The sequence below is a fragment of the Streptomyces sp. cmx-18-6 genome, assembly GCF_046548915.1.
In the GTDB taxonomy this organism is placed as follows: domain Bacteria; phylum Actinomycetota; class Actinomycetes; order Streptomycetales; family Streptomycetaceae; genus Streptomyces.
The window spans coordinates 233,381-248,528 of record NZ_JAEBEP010000009.1 but is presented as its reverse complement, the minus strand read 5'-3'; the positions used below and the strand labels follow the sequence as shown (position 1 = coordinate 248,528).

Here is a 15,148-nt window from a genome sequence, read left to right as displayed (position 1 = left end):
ACTCCCCTCACGATCCACCCTCCGCGCGCATTCCGCCGGGGCCTGTGGACAGCCGCCGGATTGTGGATAACTCCCTCACTCGTTCCGGTGGATCGGCCGCCATGGGACGTCTACGGCAGCGCGACTCCCGTGTCGATCCCGTCCAGCGCGTGGGCGCAGGCGCAGTTGCGGGTCTCCGTCGCGGGAAGCCCGCTCACCGCGTCGAACAGCACCGACCTGAGCCGGTCCACATTGGCCGCGAACACCCGGAGCACCTCCTCGTGCGAGACGCCCTCCCCGGCCTCCGCGCCCGCGTCCAGGTCGGTCACGAGGGTCATCGTCGTGTAGCAGAGGCCCAGTTCGCGGGCGAGCACGGCTTCCGGGTGCCCGGTCATCCCGACCACCGACCAGCCCATCGCCGCGTGCCAGCGGGATTCCGCGCGGGTGGAGAAGCGCGGCCCCTCGACCACCACCAGGGTGCCGCCGTCCACCGGTGCCCAGTCGCGTCCGCGTGCCGCGGCGAGCGCTGCCTCGCGGCCCTCGGGGCAGTACGGATCGGCGAAGGCCAGATGGACGACGTTGGGCACGGTCCCGTCCGCCCGCGCCTCACCGTCGTAGAAGGTCTGCACGCGGGTCTTGGTGCGGTCCACCAGCTGGTCCGGGACGAGCAGCGTGCCGGGGCCGAACTCCGGGCGCAGCCCGCCCACGGCGCACGGGCCCAGCACCTGGCGGACCCCCACGGAGCGCAAAGCCCAGAGGTTGGCGCGGTAGTTGATGCGGTGCGGCGGCAGATGGTGACCCCGGCCGTGGCGGGGCAGGAACGCCACCCGGCGGCCGCCGATCTCGCCGAGGAAGACCGAGTCGCTGGGCTTGCCGTAGGGGGTGTCGACGACGACCTCGGTGACGTCCTCCAGGAAGGAGTAGAAGCCCGAGCCGCCGATGACCCCGATCTCCGCGCCCGGCGCCGTACCCGCGATGTCTGTGCCGGAGCTCGTGTCCGTATGTGCGTTCACCATGCGGTCACCGTATCCGGGGGAGCCCCGCGCCCGGCGGGCGGGAAACGCGCGGACCCCGCCGAGCGGGCTCGGCGGGGTCCGGCGGAAAAGGGGTGGGGCGTACGCGGGCTCAGGCTGCCGACGTACCGCTCGACGACGTGGCCGGCGCGGAGGCCGACGACGAGGAGGAAGCGGAGGACGAGGACGACGAAGCGCTCGACTTCGCGTCCGAGCCCGAACTCGACGACGAGGACGAAGCGGAGTCGGACGACTTCGTGGTCGACGTCGCAGCCGTGCTGCTCGACGAGGAGCCGCGGCTGTCGTTCCGGTAGAAACCGGAACCCTTGAAGACGATGCCGACCGCAGAGAACACCTTCTTCAGGCGTCCGTCGCAGCTCGGGCATACGGTCAGGGCATCATCGGTGAACTTCTGCACCGCCTCGAGGCCCTCGCCGCACTCGGTGCACTGGTACTGATAGGTCGGCACTTGCTCCTCCTGGCACTCTCACTCAGTGAGTGCTAACGACGCTCCATACTGACGTATTCCGCCGGATCAGTCCACCGTGACCGGCTCGCGGTGACCGATCCCACGTGCCACGGTCCGGCCCGCGGACCTCGGCGTCAGCCGGGAACGCAGGGCCAGCAGGGTGGCCAGCGCCAGTACGGTACCGGCCAGCGGGACCACGAATCCGGTGCTCGCGCCGTGGGCGTCGGCCAGTTGGCCCGCCACCGTCACGGCGGCCGCCTGGCCCAGCGCCACGGCGCCCGTCAGCCAGGTGAACGCCTCGGTGCGGGCGGTGGCCGGCACCAGCGACTCGACCAGCGTGTAGCCGCTGATCAGCGCCGGGGCGATGCAGAGGCCCACCAGCAGGCCGAGACCGGCCAGCAGCGGCACGGAGTGCACGGCCCAGAGGCCGGACGCCATGAGGGTCAGGGCCACGTAGCCGACGATCAGCCGACGCTGCGGGCTGCTCTTCCAGGCGATGGCGCCGCAGGCGATGCCGGCCAGCATGTTGCCCGCCGCGAAGATCCCGTACAGCACACCGTTCACGCCGGGGTGGCCGATCTCCTCGGAGAAGGCGGTCAGCGAGACCTGCATGCCGCCGAAGACCGCGCCGATGCCCAGGAAGGCGACGACCAGCACGCGGACGCCCGGTACGGACAGGGCCGAGGCGTGCGGCCGGTCCGCCGTGGCGGCGGGGCGGGGAGCGGGCTGGGTGGCGCGCTGCGCGGCGAAGAGGAGGCCGCCGACCAGGGTGAGGGCGGCTTCGGCGATCAGCCCGGCCGCCGGGTGCACGCCGGTGCACAGAGCGGTCGCGATCACCGGTCCGAGGACGAACGTGAACTCGTCCGTCACCGACTCGAACGCGGCGGCGGTGGACATCAGCGGGGAGGCGGGCCGGTCGGGAGCAGCCCCCAGCATCGCCGCCCAGCGGGCGCGCACCATCGGGCCGATCTGCGGGACCGAGGCCCCGGTGGGCACCGCCGCGGCGAACAGCGCCCACAGGGGCGCGCCCGCCAGCGCCAGCGCGGTCAGGGCGCTCACGGAGGCGGTGTGCAGGAGCACGCCGGGCAGCAGCACGGACCGCTGGCCGAACCGGTCGGCGAGTTTGCCGCCCTGCGGGGCGACCAGCGCCATGGAGACGCCGGCGACGGCCGCGACGGCGCCCGCGCTGCCGAACGAGCCGGTGGTGTGCTGGACGAGCAGCACGATGCCGATGGTCAGCATCGCGAAGGGCTGCCGTGCGGCGAAGCCCGGAAGGAGGAAGGTCCACGCTCCGGGGGTGCGGAGCAGTTGCCCGTAACCGGGGCGGTCGGTGACCGTGGTCGCCACGGTCCTTGCCTTTCTGCCGCCTGGTGGCGCTGCTTCCCGGCGCCCTTGTGGGGCGGGCCGGACGGAAGCGGCCGAGAGCTGTCCTCTTCGCGCGGAACTGCGGTAGATGCCGGGCGACTCGCTGCCATCGGCGAAGAAACGCCGGGCGAAGAGACACCACGACCGCCATACGGTCGCGCCAGCTCTGCATCAGACAGAGTTGGTCGATCAATGTGCCTTTATCGTACAGGCAGGAAGCCCTGGGTACCTGTGAATGTGCCCAGGGCCTCCTTTTCGGCCTGTGATCAGCGCCTTATGGGCGACGTGTGTTCGGTTGCTGCCGGCAGCGTCCTATGGGCGACGCGCGTTCGTACCGGCGGAGTCCTCGGCCGGGCCGACCTTCTTCACTGGCCTGACCGGCTTCACCGCCTGGCGGACGGCGGACCCGACCGATCCCGGGGTCTTCACCAGTCCCAGCGTCCCGGGGTTGCCGGGCGTGCCGGCTGCCGCGCCCGAGCCCCCCGCCCCGCCCGTGCCCAGCCAGCCGGCCAGCTTGCCGCCCTCGCCGACCGCCCGCAGTCGGGCCTCCGCCGTGTCGCGCACCGGGTCGGTCGCCACCACCAGCAGCTCGTCCCCGCGCCGCAGCACCGTGGTGGGCGACGGCACGAAACTCCGCTCCTCGCGGACCACCAGGGTGACCGCCGCCCCGGCCGGGAGCCGGAGCTCACCGACCTCGACGCCGTGCATCTTGGAGTGCGCGGGGATGGCCACGGACAGCAGGTGCCCGCGCAGCCGCTCCAGGGGTGCGGACTCGATGCCCAGGTCGGCGGCCTCGGCCGGATCGTCCGCGATCTTCAGCTTGGCCGCCACCCACGGCAGGGTCGGGCCCTGGATCAGCGTGTAGACGATGACGAGGACGAAGACGATGTTGAAGATCCGGGTGCTGCCCTCCACCCCGGAGACCATCGGAATGGTCGCCAGGATGATCGGCACGGCCCCGCGCAGCCCGGCCCATGACATGAGGACCTTCTCGCGCGCCGGCAGCCGGAACGGCGCGAGGCTCAGGAAGACCGACAGCGGCCGCGCCACCATGGTCAGCACCAGCCCCACCACGATGGCGGGCCAGAAGTCGTCGACCAGGTCGTGCGGGGTGACCAGCAGACCGAGCAGCACGAACATGCCGATCTGGGCCAGCCATCCCAGCCCGTCCGCGAAACCCCGGGTGGCGGGCCAGTGCGGCAGCTTGGAGTTGCCGAGGATCATCGCGGCCAGGTAGACCGCCAGGAACCCGCTGCCGTGGGCCATCGCGCCCGCCGCGTACGCCATCACGGCGATGGCCATGACGGCGATCGGGTAGAGGCCGGAGGCGGGCAGCGCGACGTGCCGCAGGCCCAGGGAGCCCAGCCAGCCCACCGTGATGCCGATGGCGGCCCCGATGGCCAGCTCCAGGGCGATCTCACCGATCAGCAGGTACCAGTGCTCGACCGGGCCGACCGCGGAGAACGCGACGACGAGGATGACCACGGGGGCGTCGTTGAAGCCGGACTCGGCTTCCAGCACCCCGGTGATCCGGGGCGGCAGCGGCACTCTGCGCAGGACGGAGAAGACGGCCGCGGCGTCGGTGGAGGAGACGACCGCGCCGATGATCAGGGCCTGTCGCCAGTCCAGGCCGACGAGATAGTGCGCGGCCGACGCGGTGACGCCCACGCTGATGCCGACGCCCACGGTCGAGACCACCGCCGCCGCGGGCAGGACGGGGCGGACCTCTTTCCACTTCGCGCCGAGTCCGCCCTCGGCCAGGATGACGACCAGGGCGGCGTAGCCGATCACCTGGGTCAGCTCGGCGTTGTCGAACTTGACGTCGAAGATGCCGTCCTGGCCCAGGGCGATGCCGATGCCCAGGTACAGGAGCAGGCTGGGCAGCCCGCTGCGCGAGGAGATCCGTACCGCCGCCACGGCGACGAGCAGGACGAGCGAGCAGACGAGCAGGAGTTCGTTGAGCGCGTGGACAGTCAGGGTCCGTTCCTTCCCTGCGTGCGCCTGCCGGATCGTCCTCCGGCAGCCAGTACTTCGTTACCTTACCTAATCTTTAACGCTTTCTTGACGGCTTCCGCGTTCCCTTCTTGGCGACTCGCGTGTTCGCCCGGGGTCTTCGCGTGTTCATTCGAGGCGTACGCAAATGGATGCATCCCTATACCGCGTCCGAGTGGCTTACCGGCTGCGCCTATGGTTGCTCCTGCACTCCCAGGACCACCCTGCCCCTCGAAGGACAGCGATGCCCGCCAATACAACCGACGCTTCCGGCCCTTCCGACGCGAAGAAGCCCGGAAAGAAGAAGAAGGGGCGCCGCGTCCGCCTCCTTCTGCTCGTCCTGGTGCTGGCGCTCGTCGCGGGTGTCGGGTTCGGCGCCTACTGGTCCGTGTCCACGGTGCGGGCCTCGTACCCCCAGACCACAGGAACGATCACCCTCGACGGCCTCGCCGGCGACGTCGAGGTCAAGCGGGACTCCTACGGGATCCCGCAGATCTACGCGGACTCCGACGCCGACCTCTTCCGCGCCCAGGGCTTCGTCCAGGCCCAGGACCGGTTCTGGGAGATGGACGTCCGGCGGCACATGACGGCGGGCCGGCTCTCCGAGATGTTCGGCTCCGGCCAGGTGGAGACGGACTCCTTCCTGCGCACGCTCGGCTGGCGCAAGGTCGCGCAGCAGGAGTACGACAAGGTCCTCGACGAGAGCACGAAGAAGAACCTTCAGGCGTACGCCGAGGGCGTCAACGCGTACCTGAAGGGCAAGGAAGGCCGGGACATCTCGGTCGAGTACGCGGCGCTGGCGCTGTCCAACGACTACAAGCCGGCCGAGTGGACCCCGGTCGACTCGGTCGCCTGGCTCAAGGCCATGGCCTGGGACCTGCGCGGCAACATGCAGGACGAGATCGACCGCTCGCTGCTCACGAGCCGGCTCGACCCGGACCAGATCGGCGATCTGTATCCGGACTACCCGTACAAGCAGCACAAGCCGATCGTCGACCAGGGGGCTATCTCGCCGGTCACCGGCAAGTTCGACCCCGCCGCCACCCCGTCCGGCGACATCGGGTCCACGACCCCGCAGGGCGCCACCGAGGGCCTGAACACGCAGCTCTCGGCGCTCTCCGACACGCTCGACGAGATCCCCGCGCTGCTGGGCCCGAACGGCAACGGCATCGGGTCGAACTCCTGGGTCGTCTCCGGCGCCCACACGACGACCGGCAAGGCGCTGCTCGCCAACGACCCGCACCTGGCGCCGATGCTGCCCTCCCTCTGGTACCAGATGGGCCTGCACTGCCGGAAGGTCTCGTCGGCCTGCCAGTACGACACGGCGGGCTACACCTTCTCCGGGATGCCCGGTGTGGTCATCGGCCACAACCAGGACATCGCCTGGGGCCTGACCAACCTCGGCGCCGACGTCACCGACCTCTTCCTGGAGAAGGTCACGGGCGAGGGCTACCAGTACGACGGCAAAACCGTCCCGTTCACCACCCGCGAGGAGACCATCAAGGTCGCGGGCGGCAAGGACCGGAAGATCACCGTCCGCGAGACGAACAACGGGCCTCTCGTCTCCGACCGGAGCAAGGAACTGGACAAGGTCGGCCAGAAGGCCCCCGTCGCCAACTCGGCCCCCGACCGCGCCGACGGTTACGCGGTCGCCCTGAAGTGGACCGCCCTGGAGCCGGGCAAGTCCATGGACGCGGTCTTCGCGATCAACCGGGCCAAGGACTTCACCACCTTCCGGGCCGCCGCCCAGAACTTCGAGGTCCCCGCGCAGAACCTCATCTACGCCGACACCGAGGGCAACATCGGCTACCAGGCGCCCGGGAAGATCCCGGTCCGCCTCAAGGGCGACGGCACGCTGCCCAGCCCCGGCTGGTCCTCGGAGTACGGCTGGAAGAAGGAGCCCGTCCCGTTCGACGAGCTGCCCTACGAGTACAACCCGAAGCGCGGCTACATCGTCACCGCCAACCAGGCCGTGATCGACGAGAGCAAGTACCCCCACCTGCTGACCAAGGACTGGGGCTACGGCACCCGCAGCCAGCGGATCAACGACCTCATCGCCCAGAAGATCAAGGGCGGCGAGAAGGTCTCGACCGACGACATGCAGAAGATGCAGATGGACAACACCAGCGAGATCGCCGCGCTGCTGGTGCCCGAGCTGCTGAAGATCAACATCTCCGACAAGAGCGTGCGCGAGGCCCAGAAGCTGCTGGAGGGCTGGGACTACACCCAGGAGCCCGACTCGGCCGCCGCCGCGTACTTCAACGGCGTCTGGCGCAACATCCTCAAGCTCGCCTTCGGCAACAAGCTCCCGAAGGAGCTGCGGGTCAAGGGCGACTGCCTCAATGTGCCGCCGGCCCGGAACAGCGGCCCGGTCGACGAACAGAAGAAGCTGGTACGCGAATGCGGACAGCGCACCGGCGACTCCGCGCAGCCGGACGGCGGGGACCGCTGGTTCCAGGTGGTCCGCGACATCGTGGACGACCAGGACAACGAGTGGTGGAAGGCGCCCGCCAGGGGCCGTGACGCCGCTCTGGAGAGCCGTGACGACCTCTTCGCCCAGGCCATGGAGGACGCCCGCTGGGAGCTGACCTCCAAGCTCGGCAAGGACATCTCCACCTGGAGCTGGGGCCGTCTGCACCAGCTGATGCTGCGGAACCAGACCCTCGGTACCGAAGGGCCCTCCCTGCTCCAGCGGGCCCTCAACCGGGGCCCCTGGAACCTGGGCGGCGGCGAGGCGGCGGTCAACGCCACCGGCTGGAACGCGGCGAGCGGCTACGAGGTCGTGTGGGTGCCGTCGATGCGGATGGTCGTCAACGTGGGGGAGTGGGACAAGTCCCGCTGGATCAACCTCTCCGGGGCCTCCGGGCACGCGTTCAACGCGCACTACACCGACCAGACCGACAAGTGGGTCAAGGGCGAACTGCTCGACTGGTCCTTCGGGCCGGAAGCGGTCGGCGACTCCACCGTCGACACGCTGACGCTCAAGCCCTAGGGGGCGTCCGGCGGATCTGGGCCGGGCAGCCCCTGAGCGGGGCGGCGCGCGCCGCCCCGCCCTCAGGCGGTGAAGCGCCGCGCTCCGGCCGGGGTGACCACGGCGTCCACGGGGTGGTCGTGCGGTTCCGAAGGGACCCGCGCGACCACCTCGTTCTCGTACAGGAGCACGATGAGCGCCGGGTGGACCGGGCGGCCCGGGCGTGCTCCGGGCGCCGACAGCCGGGCCAGCACCCGGTCGTAGCTGCCGCCGCCGCGCCCCAGCCGCATCCCGGCGCCGTCCACGGCCAGCCCGGGCAGCAGGACCGCGTCGGCGTCCAGGACGGCGGCCGGGCCGAGCCGTGGGCCGTCCGGCTCAAGGAGCCCCCGTCCGGCGGGCGTCAGGCGCTCCCCGCCCCCGTACACCGCCCAGTCCAGGTCGTTGTCGGCCAGGAGGACGGGCAGCAGCACCCGTACGCCCTTCTCGCGCAACGCGTCCAGGAGGACACGGGTGCCCGGTTCGCGGCCCACGGAGACGTACGCGGCGACCGTCCGGGCGTCGGCCAGTTCCGGCAGGCCCAGGGCGGTGGCGGCGAGAACCGTGGCGGCCCGCGCCACGTCCTCCTTGGCCAGGAGGGCCCGCGCGGCGAGCAGTTCGCCCCGCAGGGCGACCTTTGCGGGTACCTTCACGGGCGTCTTTCCGGACTTGTCGGTGTTCAAGAGAGACTCACACGTTTCTCGTATGGGCATATTTAAGGGCAAACTTAAGCGGAACCTCACCTTCCGCGTGTGTGCACCCGTTAAGGTTCTGCGCATGACTCAGTCGCCCTCCAGGATCAGCAAGGCCGTCATCCCGGCAGCAGGTCTCGGTACTCGTTTCCTGCCCGCCACGAAGGCCACTCCCAAAGAGATGCTGCCTGTCGTCGACAAGCCGGCCATCCAGTATGTCGTCGAGGAGGCCGTGGCAGCGGGCCTCTCCGATGTTCTGATGATCACCGGCCGCAACAAGCGTCCTCTTGAGGACCACTTCGACCGCAACTACGAGCTGGAGTCCGCGCTCACCCGCAAGGGGGACGCTGAACGCCTGGCCAAGGTCCAGGAGTCCAGCGACCTGGCCACCATGCACTACGTGCGCCAGGGCGACCCGCGCGGTCTCGGCCACGCCGTGCTGTGCGCGGCCCCCCACGTGGGCGACCAGCCCTTCGCCGTACTGCTCGGCGACGACCTGATCGACCCGCGCGACCCCCTGCTGGCCCGCATGGTGGAGATCCAGGAGCGCGAGGGCGGCAGCGTCGTCGCGCTGATGGAGGTCGACCCGGCGCAGGTCCACCTGTACGGCTGCGCGGCCGCGGACGCCACCGTGGACAGCGACGTCGTCCGGGTCACCGGCCTGGTCGAGAAGCCGGACCCGGCCGACGCCCCCAGCAATCTCGCCGTCATCGGCCGGTACGTCCTGGACCCCGCCGTCTTCGACATACTGCGACACACCGAGCCGGGCCGCGGCGGGGAGATCCAGCTCACCGACGCCCTCCAGCTGCTCGCCACGGACGAGAAGATCGGCGGCCCCGTGCACGGCGTCGTCTTCAAGGGCCGGCGCTATGACACCGGCGACCGCAGCGACTATCTGCGTGCCATTGTCAGACTGGCGTGCGAACGTGAAGACCTGGGACCGGACTTCCGGACCTGGCTCCGCACGTACGTCGCCGAGGAGATGTAACCCCGTGAGCAGCACGATCTGGTCGGTGGACGAGCACCTGGACGACATCCTCGCCACGGTGAGGCCGCTCGAACCCATCGAGCTCCAGCTGCCCGACGCCCAGGGCTGCGTCCTGGTGAAGGACGTCGTCGTGGAGGTGGCCCTGCCGCCCTTCGACAACAGCTCGATGGACGGTTACGCGGTCCGGGTCGCCGATATCGAGGGGGCCAGCGAGGAGTTCCCCGCCGTCCTCACGGTCATCGGCGACGTCGCCGCGGGCAGCGCCGGGCTCGCCGACGACCAGGTCGTGGGACCGGGACAGGCCGCCCGCATCATGACGGGCGCCCCGCTGCCCGCCGGTGCGGAGGCCGTGGTCCCGGTGGAGTGGACGGACGGCGGTACGGGCGAGGGCCCGGCCGCCGCCATGCGCGCCCACTCCGACGCGCCGGAGGGCGCCGCCGGCGAGGTCCGCGTCCACCGGCCCGCCGAGGCCGGCGCGCACGTCCGCCTGCGCGGCAGCGACGTCAAGCCGGGCGATCTGGCCCTGCGCGCCGGGTCGGTCGTCGGCCCGCCGCAGATCGGGCTGCTCGCCGCGATCGGCCGCTCGACCGTCGTCGTACGCCCCCGCCCGCGCGTCGTCGTCCTGTCCACCGGCAGCGAACTGGTCCAGCCCGGCGAGCAGCTGACGGGCGGCCAGATCTACGACTCCAACAGCTTCGCGCTCACGGCCGCCGCCCGGGACGCCGGAGCCATCGCCTACCGGGTCGGCGCGGTCACCGACGACGCCGAGACCCTGCGCGCCACGATCGAGGACCAGCTCATCCGCGCGGACATCGTCGTCACCACGGGCGGCGTCAGCGTCGGCGCGTACGACGTGGTGAAGGAGGCGCTGTCCTCGGTCGGGGACGAGGACGAGCCGGGCAGCGGCATCGACTTCCGCAAGCTCGCCATGCAGCCGGGCAAGCCCCAGGGCTTCGGCTCGATCGGCCCGGACCACACCCCGCTGCTGGCCCTCCCGGGCAACCCCGTCTCCAGTTACGTCTCCTTCGAGCTGTTCGTCCGCCCCGCCATCCGGGCCCTGATGGGCCTGACCGACCTCCACCGCCCCACGACCCGGGCCGTGCTGAACGTCGACAAGGCGCTCACCTCGCCCGCCGGCCGCCGCCAGTTCCTGCGCGGCACGTACGACGAGGAGGCGGGCGCCGTCACCCCGGTCGGGGGTTCCAGCTCGCATCTGATCGCGGCCCTCGCCCAGGCGGACGCGCTGATCGTGCTGCCCGAGGACACCACCTCCGCCGAGCCCGGCACGGAGACGGACGTGATCCTGCTCCGCTGACCGCCGCCCGGGGGCGGTACGGTATCTGCCGCCGTGCCTTCCGGGGGACCCCCTCCGGGCCCCGGGCCGATCGGCGCCCCTACCGCTAGGCGGAGTGAGTTGAGTACGCAGAACAGGCTGACGCACATCGACGAGGCGGGCGCGGCCCGCATGGTCGACGTGTCCGAGAAGGACGTCACCACGCGCGTCGCCCGCGCGAGCGGCCGGGTCCTCGTCTCGCCGCGCGTCATCGAACTGCTTCGCGGCGAGGGGGTCCCCAAGGGCGACGCCCTCGCCACCGCGAGGATCGCCGGGATCATGGGGGCCAAGCGCACCCCGGACCTGATCCCGCTCTGCCATCCGCTGGCCGTCTCCGGCGTGAAGGTCGACCTGAGCGTGGCCGACGACGCGGTGGAGATCACGGCCACCGTGAAGACGACGGACCGCACGGGCGTCGAGATGGAGGCCCTGACGGCGGTCTCGGTGGCGGCGCTGACGGTGATCGACATGGTCAAGGCCGTCGACAAGAGCGCGGTCATCACCGACGTACGGGTCGAGGCGAAGTCGGGCGGCGCGTCCGGCGACTTCCACCGCACCGCACCGGAGGGACCGGCCGCGTGACGCCGCCCGAGCCGAGAGTCCCCGGCCACGAACAGCCCGCGCGGACGCCGGAGCCCAGCGGCGCCGCGCCGCACTCCTCGTACACCGCTCTCGTCGTCACCGCCTCCAACCGGGCCTCCGCCGGGGTGTACGCGGACAAGGGCGGCCCCCTGATCGCCGAAGGGCTCACCGCCCTCGGCTTCACGGTCGACGGCCCCCAGGTCGTCCCGGACGGCGACCCGGTGGAGGCGGCCCTGCGCGCGGGGATCGCCGCCGGGTACGACGTGATCGTCACCACCGGCGGTACGGGCATCTCGCCCACCGACGCCACCCCCGAGGCCACCCGCCGCGTCCTGGACCACGAGATCCCCGGCATCCCCGAGGCGATCCGGGCCGAGGGCCTGGCCAAGGTCCCCACCGCCGCGCTCTCCCGGGGCCTGGCGGGCGTCGCCTCCCGCACCCTGATCGTCAACCTGCCCGGCTCCACCGGCGGGGTGCGCGACGGCCTCGCGGTCCTCGCCCGGCTCCTGGTGCACGCCGTCGACCAGCTCCGCGGCGGCGACCACCCCCGGCCCGGGAGCCCGAGCTGAGCATCGTGACCTGGCCGGTGACGCTGACCGAGGGCGAGATCGTCCTCCGCCCGATAAAGATGCGCGACCAGCGCGTTTGGCGTGAGGTCAACCGGCGCAACCGCGACTGGCTGCGCCCCTGGGAGGCCACCGTCCCGCCGCCGGCCCCCGGCGGCCCGGTCGCGCGGCGGCCCACCTACCGGCAGATGGTCCGCCACCTGCGCGCCGAGGCGAACGCGGGGCGGATGCTGCCGTTCGCCATCGAGTACGAGGGGCGGCTCGTCGGCCAGCTCACCGTCGCGGGGATCACCTGGGGCTCCATGTGCTCGGGGCACATCGGCTACTGGGTCGACCGGGAGGTCGCCGGGCGCGGGGTGATGCCCACGGCCGTGGCGCTCGCCGTCGACCACTGCTTCCGCTCGGTGGGGCTGCACCGCATCGAGGTCTGCATCCGCCCGGAGAACGCCCCGAGCCGCCGGGTGGTGGAGAAACTCGGTTTCCGATCCGAGGGCGTGCGCCCGCGCTACCTGCACATCGACGGGGCCTGGCGGGACCACCTGATCTTCGCGCTCACGGCCGAGGAGACGCCCGAGGGGATGCTCCGGCGCTGGCGGCGGAGACGGCCGGTGACGCCACAGGGCCCGGGGGCGCCGCAGGGGCCGGGGACGGCACAGAGCCCGGGGACGGCACAAGGTCCGGGGACGGCACAGGGTCCGGAGGACGGCGGCGGTGCGGACCAGTCCGGTGAAATGAAATAGGTGTTCGAATTTGATCGCCGGGTGACAGCAATGGGCCGCCCTATTGGCGACTGTTGATCCGAACAATCACAAAAAAAGTCCGTGATATCAGCCGGATCGTGCGACACACCGGGCCAATTGGCGGATGCCTCCGCGTAAACCCCTCTACGGTGTGAGCGTGAGCAGCAGCGGCCTCATCTACGCAGTCATCGTCGGGGCCTGGGCCGCCTACTTGGTGCCGATGTGGCTCCGCAGGCAGGACGAGCTCAACGAAGCCCGTCCGACGGAACGCTTCAGCACCGCCATCCGGCTGCTGTCCGGACGGGCGGCGATGGAGCGCCGGTACGCCAGGGAGCTGCGGGAGCGCACCGCCGAGGAGGCGGGGCCCGACGTCGACCCGGACGTGGAAACGGACCGAATGGAATCCGTGGACGTCCGGGCCTTTGCCGCGCCTCCGGCGCACACCGAAGTCAGGATGCACGACCCGGCGCACGCTCCCGAGCGAGCCGAGCGAGCCCCGGGCCACCAGGCTTCCGAACGCCAGGCGCACGACCGGCGGGCGGCACATCAGCCACCGGACCGCCAGCCATCGGACCGTCAGCCACCGGACCGCCAGGCGCACGACCACCGGTCCGGCGAGCGCCCCGCGCACCAGGGGCCGCCGCCCCAGCGCCGTCCGCGCGCCGACGCGGAAGCCGCCGAGGCCGAGCGGGTTCGCCGCGCGCAGCGCTCGCAGGTCCTGGCGCGACGCAGGCGGACCACCGTCGTCCTCTTCATGGCCTTTACCCTCGGCGCGATCGTGGCCGCGGTCGGCGGGCTCGGCTTCCTCTGGGCGCCCGCCGCTCCGGCCGTGCTGCTGAGCACGTACATCGTGCATCTGCGCGCCCAGGAACGCCGCCGGTTCGCGTTCACCATGGACCGCAGGCGGGCCGAGGTGGCGGCGCAGCGCCTGCGCGAGAACCGGCCCCGCAGGCACCAGCCCGCCCCCTCCGCCCCCGCCGAGCCGGACGAGGACTCCGAGGCCCACCACCCGGAGCCCGAACCCACCCCCACGGTCTCCCCGCAGGAGGCCGGCCGCCGCGCCCTCGTCGAGCAGACGGACCACGCGGAGTGGGTGGACCAGCAGCGCGAACGCGGCCGGGTCCAGGGCGACAGCTGGGAGCCCGTCCCCGTACCGCTCCCCACCTACGTCACCGCCCCCGTCGCCCCCCGGGCCACCGGCGGTGTCGAGGTCGGCGACCCGGAGACCTGGAGCGCGGCCCGCTCCAGCACCGCCGAGCCGACCCAGACCGGCACGTCGCACCCCGCCGCCCCCGCGGTGGACCCCGCGCCGCGCCAGCGCACCAACCAGTCCCGCCGCACCCGCGACCGGGGCCGGACCCCCCTCTTCGACCAGTACGACGACGAGGACCGGCCCCGCGCGGCCAACGAGTGAGGCACGACGCGTGGGACCCGGAACCCGGACGTCGCTGACCAGCGGAGGAACGGATTTCCAAGCACCCGGGTGAGGGTGCTAGAGTTTCACTCGTTGCAAGGGCCTGTGGCGCAGTCTGGTAGCGCACCTCGTTCGCATCGAGGGGGTCTGGGGTTCAAATCCCCACAGGTCCACAACGGATCGTTCACGAGTCAGCTCGTGAAGGGTTCACGAAATCCCGTCCAGTTCTTCAACTGGGCGGGATTTCGTGGTTATCAGGCTTGGTGCGACGCGGATGCCGCTCGGGGAAGTCGGCTGCGGTGCCGGTGGGCGCGGTGAGCGGAGCTGACCGTGCGGGCTGGCGAAGCGGCGGCAGCACCCTGGTGGTCCGGGCGGCGTCCCGGCATCGGCCCGCCGCAGGCCGTGCCGGTCGGCTCGCCGCGGCCGACGCCCTGGACGGCCCTGAGGCCCGGACCGTCGCCGGCCGGGCCTCAGGACGCCTCTGGAGTTGCAGACTTCCAGACCGATGCCTCTCACCGCTCCGCGGCGTCCACCTCCTCGGCGATCTGTGCGCACGATGACTCGCTGTCGTGAGCTGTGACATGCGATGTCGTTTCCGGCGTCCCCACCGCGGCGTAAACGATGGTGAAGCAGCGCCTGGCCGCGCCCGTACCGGAGGAGAAGGGCAGGGCCGCCTTCTCGTAGGGCACCGTGTACAACACCACTTCAGTGGCCGTCGACCCCCTGCGCTGAAAGGCGTAAAGGGTCGATATTCCGTGTCCGCCGCGCTCGTCGCTCTCAAGCGCGGCCGCCGCGGAGCGCCTGTCGGCCAGAAGCGCCCCCGACTGCTCGGTCATCGTGCGTGCGTGCCGCTCCGCGTGGTCCACCGTTCTTCCAAAGGCCACGTCCTCGCGTCCGGACTCCACCAGCCGCTGGGATACGAACAACGCGAGGACGCCGAAGAGCAGCATGCAGAGGAGCGCGCCGAAAACCTTCACCCCCGGCGAGCTCCGTCCACCCGCAGCGCTA

General features: G+C 71.5%; 13 protein-coding genes and 1 tRNA gene. 8 read left to right on the top strand and 6 right to left on the bottom strand.

Features of this window, described 5'->3' with window-relative positions; genetic code table 11:
* Positions 1 to 110: 110 nt before the first annotated feature.
* The 4 genes from ACLJPL_RS22450 to ACLJPL_RS22435 all read right to left on the bottom strand — a co-directional run bounded on the left by ACLJPL_RS22450 (position 111) and on the right by ACLJPL_RS22435 (position 4,743).
* Complete coding sequence (locus tag ACLJPL_RS22450) at positions 111 to 995, bottom strand: S-methyl-5'-thioadenosine phosphorylase (RefSeq protein ID WP_411082671.1); 885 nt, start codon at positions 993 to 995, stop codon at positions 111 to 113.
* 109 nt (positions 996 to 1,104) lie between these two features.
* Positions 1,105 to 1,461, bottom strand: coding sequence for an FmdB family zinc ribbon protein (locus ACLJPL_RS22445; RefSeq protein ID WP_411082670.1), 357 nt, complete (start codon positions 1,459 to 1,461; stop codon positions 1,105 to 1,107).
* A gap of 66 nt (positions 1,462 to 1,527) precedes the next feature.
* Positions 1,528 to 2,808, bottom strand: a complete 1,281-nt coding sequence (locus ACLJPL_RS22440) for an MFS transporter (protein WP_411082669.1) — start codon at positions 2,806 to 2,808, stop codon at positions 1,528 to 1,530.
* A gap of 330 nt (positions 2,809 to 3,138) precedes the next feature.
* A complete protein-coding gene (locus ACLJPL_RS22435) occupies positions 3,139 to 4,743 on the bottom strand; it encodes a potassium/proton antiporter (RefSeq protein ID WP_411082668.1) in 1,605 nt (534 codons plus the stop codon).
* A 319-nt stretch (positions 4,744 to 5,062) separates the two neighbouring features.
* On the opposite strand from ACLJPL_RS22435, the gene ACLJPL_RS22430 reads away from it, so the two are divergent.
* Complete coding sequence (locus ACLJPL_RS22430; RefSeq protein WP_411082667.1) at positions 5,063 to 7,810, top strand: penicillin acylase family protein; 2,748 nt, start codon at positions 5,063 to 5,065, stop codon at positions 7,808 to 7,810.
* A gap of 62 nt (positions 7,811 to 7,872) precedes the next feature.
* On the opposite strand, the gene ACLJPL_RS22425 is transcribed toward ACLJPL_RS22430, so the two are convergent.
* Positions 7,873 to 8,508 carry a 5-formyltetrahydrofolate cyclo-ligase gene (locus tag ACLJPL_RS22425; protein ID WP_411082666.1) on the bottom strand — a complete coding sequence of 212 codons (636 nt, stop codon included), beginning with the start codon at positions 8,506 to 8,508 and terminating at the stop codon, positions 7,873 to 7,875.
* Positions 8,509 to 8,602: 94 nt separating this feature from the next.
* Between ACLJPL_RS22425 and galU the strand changes: the two genes are divergently transcribed.
* The 7 genes from galU to ACLJPL_RS22390 all read left to right on the top strand — a co-directional run bounded on the left by galU (position 8,603) and on the right by ACLJPL_RS22390 (position 14,313).
* Positions 8,603 to 9,505 carry a UTP--glucose-1-phosphate uridylyltransferase GalU gene (gene galU, locus ACLJPL_RS22420; protein WP_411082665.1) on the top strand — a complete coding sequence of 301 codons (903 nt, stop codon included), beginning with the start codon at positions 8,603 to 8,605 and terminating at the stop codon, positions 9,503 to 9,505.
* Between the two features lie 4 nt (positions 9,506 to 9,509).
* Complete coding sequence (gene glp / locus ACLJPL_RS22415; RefSeq protein WP_411082664.1) at positions 9,510 to 10,820, top strand: gephyrin-like molybdotransferase Glp; 1,311 nt, start codon at positions 9,510 to 9,512, stop codon at positions 10,818 to 10,820.
* A gap of 99 nt (positions 10,821 to 10,919) precedes the next feature.
* Positions 10,920 to 11,420 carry a cyclic pyranopterin monophosphate synthase MoaC gene (gene moaC / locus ACLJPL_RS22410; protein ID WP_411082663.1) on the top strand — a complete coding sequence of 167 codons (501 nt, stop codon included), beginning with the start codon at positions 10,920 to 10,922 and terminating at the stop codon, positions 11,418 to 11,420.
* Positions 11,417 to 11,989, top strand: coding sequence for a molybdenum cofactor biosynthesis protein B (locus ACLJPL_RS22405; RefSeq protein ID WP_411082662.1), 573 nt, complete (start codon positions 11,417 to 11,419; stop codon positions 11,987 to 11,989). The genes moaC and ACLJPL_RS22405 overlap by 4 nt, the downstream gene beginning before the upstream one ends.
* A 17-nt stretch (positions 11,990 to 12,006) precedes the next feature.
* Positions 12,007 to 12,726 (top strand): GNAT family N-acetyltransferase, encoded by a 720-nt coding sequence (locus ACLJPL_RS22400; protein ID WP_411082762.1) that lies wholly within the window; start codon positions 12,007 to 12,009, stop codon positions 12,724 to 12,726.
* Between the two features lie 124 nt (positions 12,727 to 12,850).
* A complete protein-coding gene (gene glpR / locus ACLJPL_RS22395) occupies positions 12,851 to 14,140 on the top strand; it encodes a gephyrin-like molybdotransferase receptor GlpR (protein WP_411082661.1) in 1,290 nt (429 codons plus the stop codon).
* Positions 14,141 to 14,239: 99 nt separating this feature from the next.
* Positions 14,240 to 14,313: transfer RNA gene (locus tag ACLJPL_RS22390), tRNA-Ala, on the top strand.
* 339 nt (positions 14,314 to 14,652) lie between these two features.
* Here ACLJPL_RS22390 and ACLJPL_RS22385 read toward each other — a convergent pair.
* Positions 14,653 to 15,117, bottom strand: coding sequence for a hypothetical protein (locus ACLJPL_RS22385; protein WP_411082660.1), 465 nt, complete (start codon positions 15,115 to 15,117; stop codon positions 14,653 to 14,655).
* Positions 15,118 to 15,148 lie beyond the last annotated feature (31 nt).